Source organism: Agrobacterium sp. a22-2, from assembly GCF_012276985.1.
Taxonomy (GTDB): domain Bacteria; phylum Pseudomonadota; class Alphaproteobacteria; order Rhizobiales; family Rhizobiaceae; genus Allorhizobium.
This window is the reverse complement of the sequence record NZ_JAAXMM010000001.1, coordinates 392,382-406,371: the sequence shown is the minus strand read 5'-3', so window position 1 is coordinate 406,371 and position 13,990 is coordinate 392,382. Positions and strand designations below refer to the sequence as shown.

Here is a 13,990-nt window from a genome sequence, read left to right as displayed (position 1 = left end):
TCACGTCTCTTGGGACGGAGCATTATCTGTTCCGTTTTTTCTGACAGCGATCGCCGTTGTGCCGGAATCTTGGCGGATTCCGGAGGGTGGAACAATGGGTTAATCTGTGCCGCGTGCGGCCTGTCGGAGAGGGGAAAGCATGGGGGCGAGGCCGTATCTTTCATTACGAGGATGAAAGGTGCGGTGGTGCGGAGAAATCCGCGCGATGATCGGGTAACGGCCGGTCGATAGCGTTTGGCGGCAAACCCATTTGGCTTGGGACTACCGTCGCACGCAAACGGTATTGCATGGGTCGCATCACGCGACTGGTGCAGTGCGGAGCATTCTTAAGTGGCGGGCAGCAATGAAATGGCTGGCCGTCATAGGGACAATTTGGAAGGCGGCGATATGCAAGTGACGACAGTGACGGCCGGTGCATTGGCTGACGGGGACCATGCACACGCGGCGGTAAGTGCCGTTTGCTCCGAAGCGGCGGGGGACAATTCTGAAATGAGGCATAATGCTCTCTTTGAGCGCTTCAGCATTCGGCTGAAGGCTCAAGTCGGACAGGACGTGTTCGCGAGCTGGTTCGGTCGACTGAAATTGCATTCGGCGTCGAAGAGCGTGGTACGCCTCACCGTTCCAACCACGTTTCTGAAATCATGGATCAACAATCGTTATCTGGATCTGATCACCAGCATTTTCCAGGCCGAAGATCCCGACATTCTCAAGGTCGAGATTCTGGTGCGCACCGCCAGCCGCAATACGCGTACTCCTCAGCCGGAGGAGCGTCTGCCGGTTGCCGAGGCCCCGTCTGCATCCCCTGTGCGCAAGCTCGCCGCCCAGTCGATCGGACAGATCGCTGCGTCGTCCGGCAGCGTCACCAGTGTTCGCCCGGCGACGTTCGGCCCGCTGTTCGGCTCGCCGCTCGATTCCCGCTACACCTTTGACGCCTTCATTGAAGGCTCGTCCAACCGCGTTGCGGTGGCCGCGGCCAAGACGATCGCCGAAGCCGGTGCCGGTGCGGTTCGGTTCAACCCGCTGTTCATCCATTCGGCTGTCGGTCTCGGCAAGACCCATCTTCTGCAGGCCATCGCCAATGCGGCGATCCAGAGCCCGCGGGCGCCGCGCGTCGTCTATCTGACGGCCGAATATTTCATGTGGCGCTTCGCAACTGCGATCCGCGACAACGATGCCCTGACGCTGAAGGACACCCTGCGCAATATCGATCTGCTGATCATCGACGATATGCAGTTCTTGCAGGGCAAGACCATCCAGCACGAATTCTGCCATTTGCTGAACATGCTGCTCGACAGCGCCAAGCAGGTGGTCGTAGCCGCCGACCGCGCTCCGTGGGAACTGGAATCGCTTGATCCCCGCGTGCGCTCCCGCTTGCAGGGCGGCGTCGCCATCGAAATGGAATCGCCCGATTACGAGATGCGGTTCGAGATGCTGAAGATCCGTCTGGCCGCAGCCCGCAAGGACGATGCCAGCCTGGATATCCCGGTCGAGATCCTGTCGCATGTGGCCCGCAATGTGGCCAGCAGTGGCCGCGACCTGGAAGGCGCGTTCAACCAGCTGTTGTTCCGCCGATCCTTCGAGCCGAACCTGTCGATCGAACGCGTCGACGAACTTCTCGCCCATCTGGTCGGCGCTGCCGAGCAGAAGCGTGTCCGCATCGAGGACATCCAGCGGGTCGTGGCACGGCATTACAACGTGTCGCGCCAGGAACTGGTGTCCAACCGCCGCACTCGGGTCATCGTCAAGCCGCGTCAAATCGCTATGTATCTTGCCAAGACGCTGACGCCGCGCTCCTTCCCCGAAATCGGCCGTCGCTTCGGTGGCCGCGATCACACCACGGTGCTGCATGCCGTGCGCAAGATCGAGGAACTGATCGGCGGCGATACCAAGCTCAGCCATGAGATCGAGCTGCTGAAGCGCCTGATCAACGAAAACAACGCCTGAACGGACAAGAGGCCGGCAGATTTGCCGGCCTCTTTCGTTTGAAGTGTCAGGAGTGTCGATGCAAAACGCTGATGATCCGTCCGTGGCTTTCTATGCGGCCAACGCGGTCGAGTATGCGGCGCGCGACCGGAAAAGCCCGACCGCGCGTCTGGAGGCTTTCCTCGATAAGCTGGTGCCTGGTGCCCGTATTCTCGAACTCGGCTGCGGTGCGGGCGAGGACAGCGCCATGATGCTGGCGCGCGGTTTCGACGTGACGCCAACCGACGGCACAGTCGAAATGGCCGCCGAGGCGGAACGGCAGCTGCAACGGCCCGTCCAGGTCCTGCGGTTTGACGAGATCGATGCGCTGGAGCTCTATGACGGCATCTGGGCCAATGCCTGCCTCTTGCATGTGCCGAAAGACGATCTTCAGGCGGTTCTGGCGCGGATCCAGAGGGCGACAACACCGGGCGGCATGTTCTACGCCAGCTATAAGACAGGCGGCCCGCAAGGGACGGATCGTTATGGCCGCTATTACAATCGCCCGTCGGCGACATGGCTGTCGGACACCTATCGTGCTGCCGGCTGGATCGATGCTGAGATCGACCACACAACCGGCGGCGGCTATGACGGCGAGCCGACGGACTGGCTTTACGTCACGGCGCGGAAGCCATAGGCCGCGTCAGACCTGTCAGCAGGCGAGATCGGCGACAACGGCGTCGAGGATCAGCATGCCTGACGGCGTGCAGCGCAGGCGGGAATTGCCGATCCGCTCGATGAAACCGTGTTCCAGTAAAGCGGCCTCGCGCTTGGGGTCGGGATCACGGCCCGACAATTGCTGCCAGCGGGCCAGATCGACGCCCTCGCGCAGGCGCAGACCCATCAGCAGCAATTCGTCGGCCTGTTCCTCGAAGCCCAGCATCTCCTGGTCCACCATGCCGTGACCATCGCGCTCGACCAATTCTAGCCATCGCTCCGGGTTGCGCTCGGTGGCGGTCGCGAGCTTGTCATGGCCACGGGTCAGTCGGCCATGGGCACCGGGACCGATCCCGGCATAGTCGCCATAACGCCAATAGGTAAGGTTGTGGCGGCTCTCGGCGCCCGGCCGGGCATGGTTGGACACTTCATAGGCCGGCATACCCTCTCGGGCCATGATGTCCTGCGTGGCTTCATAAAGCGTGGCGGATTGGTCGCCGTCCGGCACGATCAGTTTGCCGGCCTTGTGCAGGCCGAAGAAGGGCGTGCCTTCCTCGATCGTCAGCTGATAGAGCGAAAGATGGTCGACCGCATAGGAAATCGCCTGCTTCAGTTCCTGCTCCCAGGCGCTCACCTCTTGGCGTGGCCGGGCATAGATCAGGTCGAAGGACATGCGTGGGAAAATCTCGCGTGCCAGACGGATCGCCTTCAGCGCGTCCTCGACATTGTGCAGCCGGCCGAGGAATTTGAGATCGGCGTCGTTCAGCGCCTGGACACCCAGCGAAACCCGGTTGACGCCCGCCGCCCGGTAGCCGCGGAAGCGTTCCGCCTCGACGCTGGAGGGATTGGCCTCCATGGTGATCTCGATGCCGTTCGGCATATGCCAGTGGCGGGATATGCCATCGAGGATGGCCGCAACCGTCGCCGGGTCCATCAGCGATGGCGTGCCGCCGCCGAGAAACACGCTGGTGACCGTCTTCGGGCCGCTCAGCGCCCGCATCTTGGCCATCTCCGTCAGGAAGGCGGCCGTAAAGCGCGGCTGGTCGACCGGCTGGTGGCGGACATGGCTGTTGAAGTCGCAATAGGGGCACTTGGCCGCGCAGAACGGCCAATGCACATAGACGCCGAAACCCGGTTCACCCGTATCGGGAAGCAGTAGGGAGGAGGGCTCGGCCATCAGGGTTCAGGTTTCCAGGCAGGTTTCGACAAAGATCTTGAAGGCGCGGGCTCGGTGCGACAAGGCTTGGGGATCGCCCGGCTTCCAGCCGTGCTTTTCCTCGGCGCTCATCTCGCCGAAGGTCACGTCATAACCTTCCGGTTGGAAGATCGGGTCATAGCCGAAGCCCTTGTTGCCGCGCGGCGGCCAGGCCACGATGCCTTCCACTTCGCCGCGGAACAGCTCGGTGTGGCCATCGGGCCAGGCAAGGCAGAGAACGCTGACGAAACGGGCGGTGCGCTGCGATGGCTCGGTCGCTCCCTTGTCGGCCAGCGCCTTCTCGACCTTTTCCATCGCCATGGCGAAGTCGCGGCTGCCATCCTCGCGCTCGGCCCAGTTCGCGGTGTAGACACCGGGCGCCCCGCCCAGCGCATCGATCACGATGCCGGAATCGTCGGAGAGCGACGGCAGGCCCGAGGCCTTGGCAGACGCCAGGGCCTTGATCGTGGCATTTTCCTCGAAGGTCGTTCCGGTCTCGTCCGGCTCAGCGAAGCGCAACTCGGCCGCCGACTTGGCCGAAAAGCCGAAGGGGCCGATCAGGTCGGCAATCTCGGCGATCTTGCCGGCATTGTGGCTCGCCACCACGATGGTCTTGGTCTCAAGCTTGCGCATGCATCATCCTCATCAAAGATCCCAGAGAGCGGGCTCGGCACATTCCAGGCTGTTGCCGGCCGGGTCGCGGAAATAGATCGATCGCGCTCCGTTCGGCCAGCGAAAGTCCGCCTCCAGCGTCACGCCGGCATCGCTCAAACGCTCGACCATCCGGTCGAGATTGTCGGCCGATACGCGGAAACACATGTGCCCGGCACCGCGGCTGCCATGGCTTGGCACGGGCAGGGCGCCGCTAGCCGCCGGCTTTTCGGTTTCCTGCGCATTGAACAGCAGCAGAATGCCGGCCCCGCAGCGAAAGAACACGTGCCGGTCTCCGGCCCGCGATAGTTTTGTGAGGCCCAGTGTCGCCTCGTAGAAGGCTTCTGCCGCGTCGAGGTCGTCGACGTAGAGCGCGGTTTCCAGAATGCCTTCGATAAGGGGCGTCATCTTGAGCCTCGCAATGGTCTCCGTCAGGCGATCGCCTGCTTCTGCAGGGCGACGAGTTCGGCAATGCCGTTGGTCGCAAGGCCGAGCAGGGTCAGCAATTCGTCCTGGCTGAACGGCTTGCCTTCGGCGGTCCCCTGAACCTCGACGATACCGCCGGTGCCGGTCATGACAAAATTGGCGTCGGTCTCGGCGGCGGAATCCTCAAGATAGTCGAGGTCGATCACCGGCTGGTTGGCAAAGATGCCGCAGGAGATCGCCGCGACATGGTCCTTGAGGACACGGTCGGGCTTGATCATGCTGCGCGCTTCCATCCATTTCAGGCAGTCGTGCAGGGCGATCCAGGCGCCGGTGATCGAGGCCGTGCGGGTGCCTCCATCGGCCTGGATGACGTCGCAGTCGATCGAGATCTGGCGTTCGCCAAGCGCTTCCAGGTCAACGACGGCACGCAGTGAGCGGCCGATCAGGCGCTGGATTTCCTGGGTGCGGCCGCCCTGCTTGCCGGCCGAGGCTTCGCGGCGCATGCGCTCGCCTGTGGCGCGCGGCAGCATGCCGTATTCGGCCGTGACCCAGCCCTTGCCGCTGTTGCGCAGCCATGGCGGCGACTTTTCCTCAAGGCTTGCCGTGCAGAGCACGTGAGTGTCACCGAACTTGACGAGACAGGAACCTTCCGCATGCTTGGAAAAGTTGCGCTCGAACGACACCTTGCGCATTTGGTCGGTTTTTCTGCCGGATGGCCGCATTGTTTTCTCCTCGGAATTGCTACCGCCTTCTAAGGTCGGTCGGCGTGATTTGCAAAGGAAAACCATGGAATGCCGGCGCTGCCGGGCGATATTGATGAATTTCCCGTTTGTGATCGGGCGGCGAGTGATTATATTCATTTGATCCGAAATCCAACATCCTGTGCGCGCAATGAGTTTTCCGACTATACCGGTCAAAGAGGTCTCGACGGCGCTGGACGATCGCTCGAAAGAGATATTCAGGCGTATCGTAGAGACATATCTGGAATCGGGAGAACCGCTCGGCTCCAGAAACCTGTCGCGTATTCTGCCCATGTCGCTGTCGCCGGCATCGGTGCGCAATGTCATGAGCGATCTGGAAGATCTCGGGCTAATCTATTCACCGCATATCAGTGCGGGACGTCTGCCGACGCAACTCGGCCTGCGCTTCTTCGTCGATGCCTTCATGCAGGTCGGTGATCTCTCGGAGGAGGAGCGTGGCACGATCGACCGGCATATGCGCGCCGGGCCGGATCAGCCGATGGAAAGCCTGCTGACCGAGGCCAGCCGCATGCTGTCCGGCATGTCGCGCGGTGCGGGGCTGGTGATTGCCGCCAAGTCCGATCCGGTGCTGAAGCACGTGGAGTTCATTCGTCTGGAGCCGACCAAGGCGCTGGCCGTGCTGGTCGGCGACCAGAACCAGATCGAAAACCGCATCATCGAGTTGCCGGTCGGCATCACAGCGTCGCAATTGACGGAAGCGGCCAATTTTCTCAACGCGCATCTCGCCGGACAGACATTGACCGAAGTGCGCAGCCAGCTTGTGACGCTGCGCCAGCAGGTCGCAGGCGAACTGGATGCCCTCTCTCAGGATCTCGTGGAACGCGGCCTGGCCGTCTGGTCCGGTGGTCGCGACGAGGAGAAACCGACCCGGCTGATTGTCAGGGGGCGGGCAAATCTGCTGGAAGGGCTGGCCGGCGTCGAGGATATCGACCGGCTGCGGCTGCTGTTTGACGATCTGGAGCGCAAGGAAAGCCTGATCGAGATTCTGAACCTCGCCGAGAGCGGGCCGGGCGTGCGGATTTTCATCGGATCGGAGAACAAGCTGTTCTCCCTGTCCGGCTCGTCGCTGATCGTGGCGCCCTATCGGGATGGCGAAGACCGCATCGTCGGCGCCGTCGGTGTCATCGGTCCGACCCGGTTGAATTATTCGCGCATCGTGCCGATGGTCGACTATACGGCCCAGTTGATGGCCCGCCTGTCGCGCAATCCGCACTGAGGCACGCTACGCGCCTGCCTCGCCGCACGGATATCGCCTGGTTGCCCGAACCGATGGGCGGCAAATGCCGTCTGGCGACGGTTCGGCAGCGTTCTTTCCACTCAAGCCTTGATTTTTCCACACCAAACCCTGATATCGGGCTCGGATTGAAACCATTATTCCGGAGAACGTCATGACCGACGAAACACACAAGAACGGACCTGACGCGGCGGGCTCTGAGAGCCAATCGGCCGCTCCGCAGGACGGGCAGGCCGCGGGCCAGAACGGCGAGACAGCACGGGAGCCGGATCCCCTTGTCGCGCTTCAGGCCGAAAACAACGAATTGCGCGATCGCTTTTTGCGATTGGCTGCCGAGATGGACAATCTGCGTCGTCGCACCGAACGTGACGTCAAGGATGCCAAGTCCTATGCAGTGACGAACTTCGCCCGCGACATGCTGGCCGTTTCGGATAATCTGCGCCGCGCCATCGACGCCATCCCCGAGGAAACGCGGGCTGCGGCGGAAGCCGGGCTTGCCGCCTTGATCGAAGGCGTGGAAATGACCGAACGCGGCATGCTCTCAACGCTCGAACGCCACGGCGTGAAAAAGATTGAGCCGGTCGGGCAGAAATTCGACCCGAATTTCCATCAGGCGATGTTTGAAATTCCCAATCCCAATGTCGCCAACAATACCGTCGTCCAGGTGGTGCAGGCCGGCTACACGATCGGTGATCGGGTTTTGCGCCCCGCCATGGTGGGCGTGGCCAAGGGCGGACAGAAAAGCGAGGCCGTCGCTGCCGAGCCGGGCACGATACCCGTCAATGAAAAGGACGCCTGAGGCGTCCTTTAAATGCTGATGTGAAAAGAAGATCAGGCGGCGTTGGACGCCTGATCTTCGTTGAGAAACGCGTAGATCGCGGAAGCGGAGTCGGTGGCTCTAAGCTTGGCAACCAGATCCTGGTCGCGCAGCACACGGGCGATCCGTGACAGGGCCTTCAGATGGTCCGCTCCGGCCCCTTCCGGCGCCAGCAGCAGAAACACGAGATCGACCGGCTGCTCGTCGAGCGCTTCGAAGTCCACGGGTGTCTCCAGCCGTGCAAAGACGCCGACGATCTTGGGGATGCTGCTCAGCTTGCCATGTGGGATGGCTATGCCGTTGCCCACGCCGGTCGAGCCAAGCCGCTCGCGCTGCAGGATGACGTCGAATATCTCCCGCTCCGCCAGTCCGGTGAGCTTGGAGGCCTTGGCCGCCAGCTCCTGCAATAATTGCTTTTTGGAATTTACCCTTAAGGCGGGAACAATCGCGTCTTGCTGCAGCAAATCTGCCAAGGCCATCTCAAAATCCTTCGTGCCGCCGAAACAAGGGTCTGGGGAGCGACTGTGTCGCCGCTCCTCAGTATCTCAGCTTTTGATATTGGCGGAATCGATCCAGCCGATATTGCCGTCATTGCGGCGATAAACAATGTTCAGCTCTTCATTACCCGGGCTCCGGAACAGGAGTACGGGCTCGTCGGTCATGTCCAGCGCCATCACGGCGGTCGCAACGGACATGGTCTTCAGCTTCTTCGAGCTTTCCGCCACGATCGTCGGAGCGAAATCCTCGGCAATTTCTTCGTCTTCGTCGGGAACGGCATCCATCACCGTATAGGCGATCTCGGCATTGTTCGGCAGCGCATTGGCGTGGTGATCCTTCAGCTTGCGCTTGTAGCGGCGCAGCCGCTTCTCCACCCGCTCCGCCGCCATGTCGAACGCGGCCTGCGGATCATTCGCCTCTCCGGCGGCGTGCAGATTGACGCCTGTGTCGAGGTGAACCATGCAATCGGCGCCAAAACGCGACGTCGACTTGGTTACCGTCACCTGACCGGAATACCCTCCGTCGAAGTACTTGGCGACCGCCGCTTCAATCTGCTCCTCGATCCGCACGCGGAACGAATCGCCGATTTCCATATGTTTGCCGGATACACGCACACTCATGGAGTTTTCCCTTCTTATCGTGATTTGCGAGTATCAGTTTACGCCAAGCGCCGCGCGCATCCAAGCGTTTCAAGCAGCAATGTCTACAAGACCCGAATCCGCCGAGCGGATGTTGGGGATAAGCGGTTTCCACCGAAACTTTCCCGTATCTGTCGCGGCGGGCTTCTAACTCTGGCATTGCCAAAAGTCAACGGCGCGGCTTGGGCGTCCGGCTTTCCCCCAGTGGATTATCCGACGGAAACACGGGCATGCGCCCGCTTTTCGCGCCGCCGCTGCACCGAGGACGGGATATTCATCGCTTCCCGATATTTGGCAACGGTGCGGCGGGCAAGATCCACGCCGCCGATCTTCAGGCTGTTGACGATATCGTCGTCCGACAGAACCTCGTCCGGGCTCTCCTGGGCGATCAGCATCCGGATGCGGTGCCGGACCGACTCCGCGGAGTGATTGTCCCCGCCTTCCGCCGAACCGATGGAGACGCTGAAGAAATATTTGAGCTCGAACAGGCCGCGTGGCGTCAGCATGTATTTGTTCGAGGTGACGCGGCTGACCGTGGATTCGTGCATCTTGATCGCGTCGGCCACTGTCTTCAGGTTGAGCGGTCGCAGATGGTCCACGCCGTGCAGCAGGAAGGCATCCTGCTGGCGAATGATCTCGCTGGCCACCTTCATGATCGTCCGGGCGCGCTGGTCGAGGCTGCGGGTCAGCCAGTTTGCCGTCTGCAGGCATTCCGACATGAAGGCATGGTCGTCGTTTCCGTCCGAGCCCTGTCGGGCGATCGCGGCGAAATAGGTCTGATTGACCAGCACACGCGGCAGGGTCTCCGGGTTCAACTCGACCAGCCAGCCGCCTTCTGAAGAGGGCCGCACGATGATATCCGGCACCACCGATTCCAGGACGCTGCTCTCATAGCCGCTGCCAGGCTTCGGATTGAGCTTGCGGATCTCCCCAAGCATGTCGAGCAGATCTTCCTCATCGACGCCGCACAGCTTCTTCAACGTCGCGAAATCGCGCTTGGCGAGCAGTTCCAGATTGGCGATCAGCGCTGCCATGGCCGGATCCAGGCGATCCTTTTGCTGCAGCTGGATCGCCAGACATTCGCTGAGGCTGCGGGCAAACACGCCGGCCGGCTCGAAGGTCTGCAATATGGCCAGCACGGCTTCGACTTCGCCAAGCGTCGTGCCCATACGCTCTGCCATGTCCGCAAGATCGGCGCGCAGGTAACCGGCGTCATCGAGCTGGTCGATCAGCGCCAGGGCGAGCAGGCGATCGCGCGGCGTGGTCACCGCAAACGGCAGTTGCTGATTCAACTGGTCGCGAAGGGTGATCTGTCCGGCAACGAAATCGTCAAGATCGTAGCTGTCCCCGCCTTCGGAGGAACTGCCGGGCATCGATTTCCACTGGCCGAGCAGTTCCGGGGCATCGAGGCGCTGCGGCGAGCTGTCGTCAGCAAACGCATTGTCGAAATTGGTGTCGAGGCGATCGTTCAGCGTTCCGCCATTGCCGGACTCGTACCAGTCGCTGTCGAGGCTTTCGCCGTGTCCCTCGAAGCCATCGCCGCTTTCCGCCTGCGAGGACTGCTCCGCGTCAGCGCGGCTGTTGTCATTGCCCGTTTCGCCATCATCTGGCGCAATTTCGAGCAGTGGATTCTTTTCCACTTCCTGCGAAATGAACTGGACGAGTTCAAGATGGGTCATCTGCAGCAGCTGGATGGATTGCATCAGCTGCGGTGTCATGACCAAAGACTGGTTCTGGCGTAGGAAAAGGTTGGCTGAAAGTGCCATGGCGGACGAGAAACTCCCCTACAATTCCCCTTCGGACCTCTTTTGTTCCGCTTTGTGGAACGAGTAAATCCTAACTGGCCCAAAAATTGCTTTTTTATTTGGTTTGGTCAAGCGGGACTATGGCGGGGGGGAAGATTTTGTTGCGCCGCAAGCGCCTCAGAGGCTGAATTTATCGCCGAGATATAGCCGGCGGACATCCGGGTTGTTGACGATGTCATTGGCGCGACCATGGGTCAGCACTTCGCCAGCATGGATAATATAGGCCCTGTCGATCAACCCGAGGGTTTCGCGGACATTGTGGTCTGTAATCAAAACCCCGATACCGCGTGCCGTCAAGTGCCGAACCAGATTCTGGATGTCGGAAACCGAAATAGGGTCGACGCCGGCAAACGGTTCGTCGAGCAGCATGAAGGTCGGGTCAGTGGCAAGCGCCCGCGCAATTTCCAGACGCCGCCGCTCGCCGCCGGACAGCGCGACGGCCGGCGACTTGCGCAGTTTCTCGATATTGAACTCGTTCAACAGCTCATCGAGCTTGCGCTCGCGTTTGGTTTTGTTGCTTTCGTGCAGTTCCAGGACGGCCCGAATATTCTCCTCGACGGTCAGCCCCCGGAAGATGGATGCTTCCTGCGGCAGGTAGCCGACGCCCAGCCGCGCCCGCCGGTACATCGGCATGGAAGTGACGTCATTGCCGTTGATGGCAATCGTCCCGGCATCCACGGGGACCAGGCCGGTGATCATGTAGAAGCAGGTGGTCTTGCCGGCGCCGTTCGGCCCAAGCAGCCCGACAGCCTCGCCGCGCCGTACCACCAGCGAAACGCCATTCACCACGCGCCGCGTGTTGTAGCTTTTCGTCAGCCCGTGGGCGATCAGCGTGCCCTCGTAGCGGCTCTTGTCGCGCACGGTTTCAGCCTGCGCAGGCTGGCGCGCCGATGGCTTCGGAATCATGGTTTTGAGGGAGGGTATTTTCACGGCCTGTTCGGAAACCTATGGTTTCTTGCCGGATTTGGGATCTAGCTGAATCTGCACGCGTCCGCCGCAGCTATCGAGCTTTGCCTCTCCGGTGGTCATCTTGACGGTCAGCTTGCAGCCGACGAATACATTCTGCCCTTCGGACAGCACGACACGGTCGCCTTGAAGGGTGAAGACCTGGGCCGCCAGGTTGAATTCGCCGGAATCGGCGGTGGCCTGCTGTGTGCCGGACGACAGGAAGACCTTCTGTGACACGTCGATCTTCTCGATATCCGCGTCACCATTGGTGACCGATGTGCCTTCGCCGCGATAATAGACGGTCATCAGCCCGGCCTGTAGCGTGGTCGTGCCCTGCACGACTTTCACATTGCCGGTGAACACGGCGACCTTGTCCTGCTCGCGGATCTCAAGCTGGTCGCTTTCGATCTGGATCGGCTGATCGTTGGACAGCTTCATGCCGTCCATGCTCTTGCTTGTGGCCTGGGCCATGACCGAAGAGGCCAGCCCGAGCGCCAGCCCACCTGCCGCAAGCAGCGCGCCAGCCTTGTAGAACGATGAACGGCAGATGGTTTTCATGGCGGGCCGGCTCTCAGTTGTCCGTGTTGCGAATAGCGGATGGTTCGATATTGACGCGAACGGCACCCGCAAAGGTGATGACGCGTCCCTTATCCGTCATCTTGAGGGACTGTGCAACAATCGAAGCTTCTTTAGCAGTAATTGCGATGGGGTCGGTTGTATTCATTGTTCCGCCCTTGATGTCGAGGTGGGCGGATTGGAAATGCGCCTCCAGGCCGGTGCTCAATTTGATGACGAAAGGCTCTTCCATGTCGAGCCGATCATTGGCGCGATCGAAGATGCCACTCGTCGCCTCGATCCGCGCAATGATCTTGTCATTGACTGGCACGGCAGCCTTGATGGTTTCAAGGGCGATGATGTTTGGATTCTTGATGTCCTGCAGAGCCCGTAGTGCGCTCATGGAATAGCTGATGCCGTCGGCATTTCGGCCGGAAACGGCCGGCTTTTCCATCACGACCTTGCCATTTTCTATCCGGGCGGATTCAAGCTGCAGGTTTTCAGGCAGATAGGCACGGATCACCGAAACGGCGATGAAGGCCAGCGAGATCAGAAGCGCCGCCACAGGCAACAGCACTTTCAGCCGGCGTACCCGTGCCGAATGCTCCATCGCCCGCCGATAGAGATCGCCGACCGGCGCAGGAATGGCTCCCGCCTTGCTGTCGTCCAGGCGATTCAGCATTCGTATGGCCTGTTTGATATCGGTCCGATCACACTAAGGGTCCGTAAATAGAAGGCTTCCCATGGTGGGGACGTTTCGCATTATTGCCTTGGCTTGCCAATATGGATTTTTTTAGCGGCGATACAAGATGAAGCCAAAAAGAGGCTTCAGGCTGCCTTTGTCCCGACCGGGCAAGGCCTACGGCATATTTTGATGCAGCGGGATTGGCTTAAGCGATTGATTCATGCAAGTGTTTGTGATGTTTTACGCCATGCCGCCGGGTCTGTCCCGGGTCGAGACCTGTTCTTGACGACCTTTTTGGGGTTTGGCACTTTCTACCATCCGACGACAAAGATTTCAGGGGGCGACCGTGATTAAATCGGAACTGGTGCAGATTGTTGCGGCGAGAAATCCGCACCTCTATCACCGTGACGTTGAGAATATCGTCAATGCCGTTCTCGATGAAATCACCGATGCGCTTGCCGGCGGCAATCGCGTCGAACTGAGAGGCTTCGGGGCCTTCTCGGTCAAGAACCGCCCGTCGCGGTCGGGGCGCAATCCGCGGACCGGCGAAACCGTGTTCGTCGAGGAAAAATGGGTGCCGTTTTTCAAGACCGGTAAGGAACTGCGCGAACGCCTGAATCCCGGAATGGACGACGACGCGGACGAATAATCCGTGTTTGGACCGATCCGCGCCACCGTGGCTGGTGGATCATGACTTGGGCGCGGCAATCCTGCGCTTGATTGCCATGCATTTGCTTCTATTCTGAAAGACAGCAATGCGTGATGGGCGGCCGCACCGGCCGCGAAGGAGATTGCACGATGATGAAAAAGATCGTCAACCTGGTCATTCTGGTGCCGCTCGGAATCGTTTTGATCGTACTTTCTGTCGCCAACCGGCAAAGCGTGAGCCTGGCGCTCAACCCGTTTCAACCGGAAGACCAGCTTCTGTCGGTCGCAGCGCCCTTCTTCGTCTTCCTGTTTCTGGCATTCCTGCTCGGCCTCTTCGCCGGCTCCCTGGCGACCTGGTGGTCGCAGGGCAAATACCGCAAGCGGGCCAAGCGGGAGTCGCGCTCTGCCATGCGCTGGCAGGCCGAAGCCGATCAGCACAAGAAACGCGCCGAGCAGATCGCCGGCCAGGGTCTGGCGCAATTGCCCTCGAAGTGAATTCGGCCGCCGCTT

Annotated in this window: 16 protein-coding genes; 6 read left to right on the top strand and 10 right to left on the bottom strand. The window is 60.8% G+C overall.

Annotation, left to right across the window (positions count from 1 at the left end; translation table 11 throughout):
* Nucleotides 1–387: 387 nt before the first annotated feature.
* Nucleotides 388–1,944: a chromosomal replication initiator protein DnaA gene (gene dnaA / locus HFC70_RS01940; RefSeq protein ID WP_168471508.1), complete on the top strand. Its 1,557-nt coding sequence runs from the start codon at nucleotides 388–390 to the stop codon at nucleotides 1,942–1,944.
* 58 nt (nucleotides 1,945–2,002) lie between these two features.
* Nucleotides 2,003–2,599 (top strand): bifunctional 2-polyprenyl-6-hydroxyphenol methylase/3-demethylubiquinol 3-O-methyltransferase UbiG, encoded by a 597-nt coding sequence (locus HFC70_RS01935; RefSeq protein ID WP_168471507.1) that lies wholly within the window; start codon nucleotides 2,003–2,005, stop codon nucleotides 2,597–2,599.
* Between the two features lie 15 nt (nucleotides 2,600–2,614).
* Here the strand turns inward: HFC70_RS01935 and hemW are convergent, their stop codons facing one another.
* The 4 genes from hemW to rph are packed head-to-tail and all read right to left on the bottom strand — an operon-like array spanning nucleotide 2,615 to nucleotide 5,613.
* Complete coding sequence (hemW, locus tag HFC70_RS01930; RefSeq protein WP_168471506.1) at nucleotides 2,615–3,796, bottom strand: radical SAM family heme chaperone HemW; 1,182 nt, start codon at nucleotides 3,794–3,796, stop codon at nucleotides 2,615–2,617.
* Between the two features lie 6 nt (nucleotides 3,797–3,802).
* Nucleotides 3,803–4,447, bottom strand: coding sequence for an RdgB/HAM1 family non-canonical purine NTP pyrophosphatase (rdgB, locus tag HFC70_RS01925; RefSeq protein WP_168471505.1), 645 nt, complete (start codon nucleotides 4,445–4,447; stop codon nucleotides 3,803–3,805).
* Nucleotides 4,448–4,459: 12 nt separating this feature from the next.
* A complete protein-coding gene (locus HFC70_RS01920) occupies nucleotides 4,460–4,873 on the bottom strand; it encodes a VOC family protein (protein ID WP_168471504.1) in 414 nt (137 codons plus the stop codon).
* Between the two features lie 23 nt (nucleotides 4,874–4,896).
* Nucleotides 4,897–5,613 (bottom strand): ribonuclease PH, encoded by a 717-nt coding sequence (gene rph / locus HFC70_RS01915; protein ID WP_168471503.1) that lies wholly within the window; start codon nucleotides 5,611–5,613, stop codon nucleotides 4,897–4,899.
* Nucleotides 5,614–5,782: 169 nt separating this feature from the next.
* Here rph and hrcA point away from each other — a divergent pair, with 169 nt between their 5' ends.
* Together hrcA and grpE are read left to right on the top strand one after the other, a co-directional pair.
* Nucleotides 5,783–6,868, top strand: a complete 1,086-nt coding sequence (hrcA, locus tag HFC70_RS01910; RefSeq protein ID WP_168471502.1) for a heat-inducible transcriptional repressor HrcA — start codon at nucleotides 5,783–5,785, stop codon at nucleotides 6,866–6,868.
* Between the two features lie 172 nt (nucleotides 6,869–7,040).
* Nucleotides 7,041–7,685 carry a nucleotide exchange factor GrpE gene (grpE, locus tag HFC70_RS01905; protein WP_168471501.1) on the top strand — a complete coding sequence of 215 codons (645 nt, stop codon included), beginning with the start codon at nucleotides 7,041–7,043 and terminating at the stop codon, nucleotides 7,683–7,685.
* 32 nt (nucleotides 7,686–7,717) lie between these two features.
* Here grpE and ptsN read toward each other — a convergent pair whose 3' ends face one another.
* From ptsN to lptC, 6 genes are all read right to left on the bottom strand, one after another.
* Nucleotides 7,718–8,182 (bottom strand): PTS IIA-like nitrogen regulatory protein PtsN, encoded by a 465-nt coding sequence (gene ptsN, locus HFC70_RS01900; protein ID WP_168471500.1) that lies wholly within the window; start codon nucleotides 8,180–8,182, stop codon nucleotides 7,718–7,720.
* Nucleotides 8,183–8,248: 66 nt separating this feature from the next.
* A complete protein-coding gene (raiA, locus tag HFC70_RS01895; protein WP_168471499.1) occupies nucleotides 8,249–8,821 on the bottom strand; it encodes a ribosome-associated translation inhibitor RaiA in 573 nt (190 codons plus the stop codon).
* A gap of 227 nt (nucleotides 8,822–9,048) precedes the next feature.
* On the bottom strand, nucleotides 9,049–10,605 hold the full coding sequence (gene rpoN, locus HFC70_RS01890) for an RNA polymerase factor sigma-54 (RefSeq protein WP_168471498.1): 1,557 nt from the start codon (nucleotides 10,603–10,605) through the stop codon (nucleotides 9,049–9,051).
* Between the two features lie 156 nt (nucleotides 10,606–10,761).
* Entirely contained in the window at nucleotides 10,762–11,550 is a 789-nt protein-coding gene (lptB, locus tag HFC70_RS01885; protein WP_168471748.1) for an LPS export ABC transporter ATP-binding protein, read from the bottom strand.
* 39 nt (nucleotides 11,551–11,589) lie between these two features.
* A complete protein-coding gene (locus HFC70_RS01880; RefSeq protein ID WP_168471497.1) occupies nucleotides 11,590–12,150 on the bottom strand; it encodes an LptA/OstA family protein in 561 nt (186 codons plus the stop codon).
* A 13-nt stretch (nucleotides 12,151–12,163) separates the two neighbouring features.
* Nucleotides 12,164–12,829 carry an LPS export ABC transporter periplasmic protein LptC gene (gene lptC / locus HFC70_RS01875; protein ID WP_168471496.1) on the bottom strand — a complete coding sequence of 222 codons (666 nt, stop codon included), beginning with the start codon at nucleotides 12,827–12,829 and terminating at the stop codon, nucleotides 12,164–12,166.
* Between the two features lie 349 nt (nucleotides 12,830–13,178).
* On the opposite strand from lptC, the gene HFC70_RS01870 reads away from it, so the two are divergent.
* The gene (locus tag HFC70_RS01870; protein ID WP_168471495.1) at nucleotides 13,179–13,481 is read left to right on the top strand and encodes an integration host factor subunit beta; all 303 of its coding nucleotides are present in this window, start codon (nucleotides 13,179–13,181) and stop codon (nucleotides 13,479–13,481) included.
* Between the two features lie 149 nt (nucleotides 13,482–13,630).
* Nucleotides 13,631–13,975, top strand: a complete 345-nt coding sequence (locus HFC70_RS01865) for a lipopolysaccharide assembly protein LapA domain-containing protein (RefSeq protein WP_168471494.1) — start codon at nucleotides 13,631–13,633, stop codon at nucleotides 13,973–13,975.
* The last annotated feature ends 15 nt before the right edge of the window (nucleotides 13,976–13,990 follow it).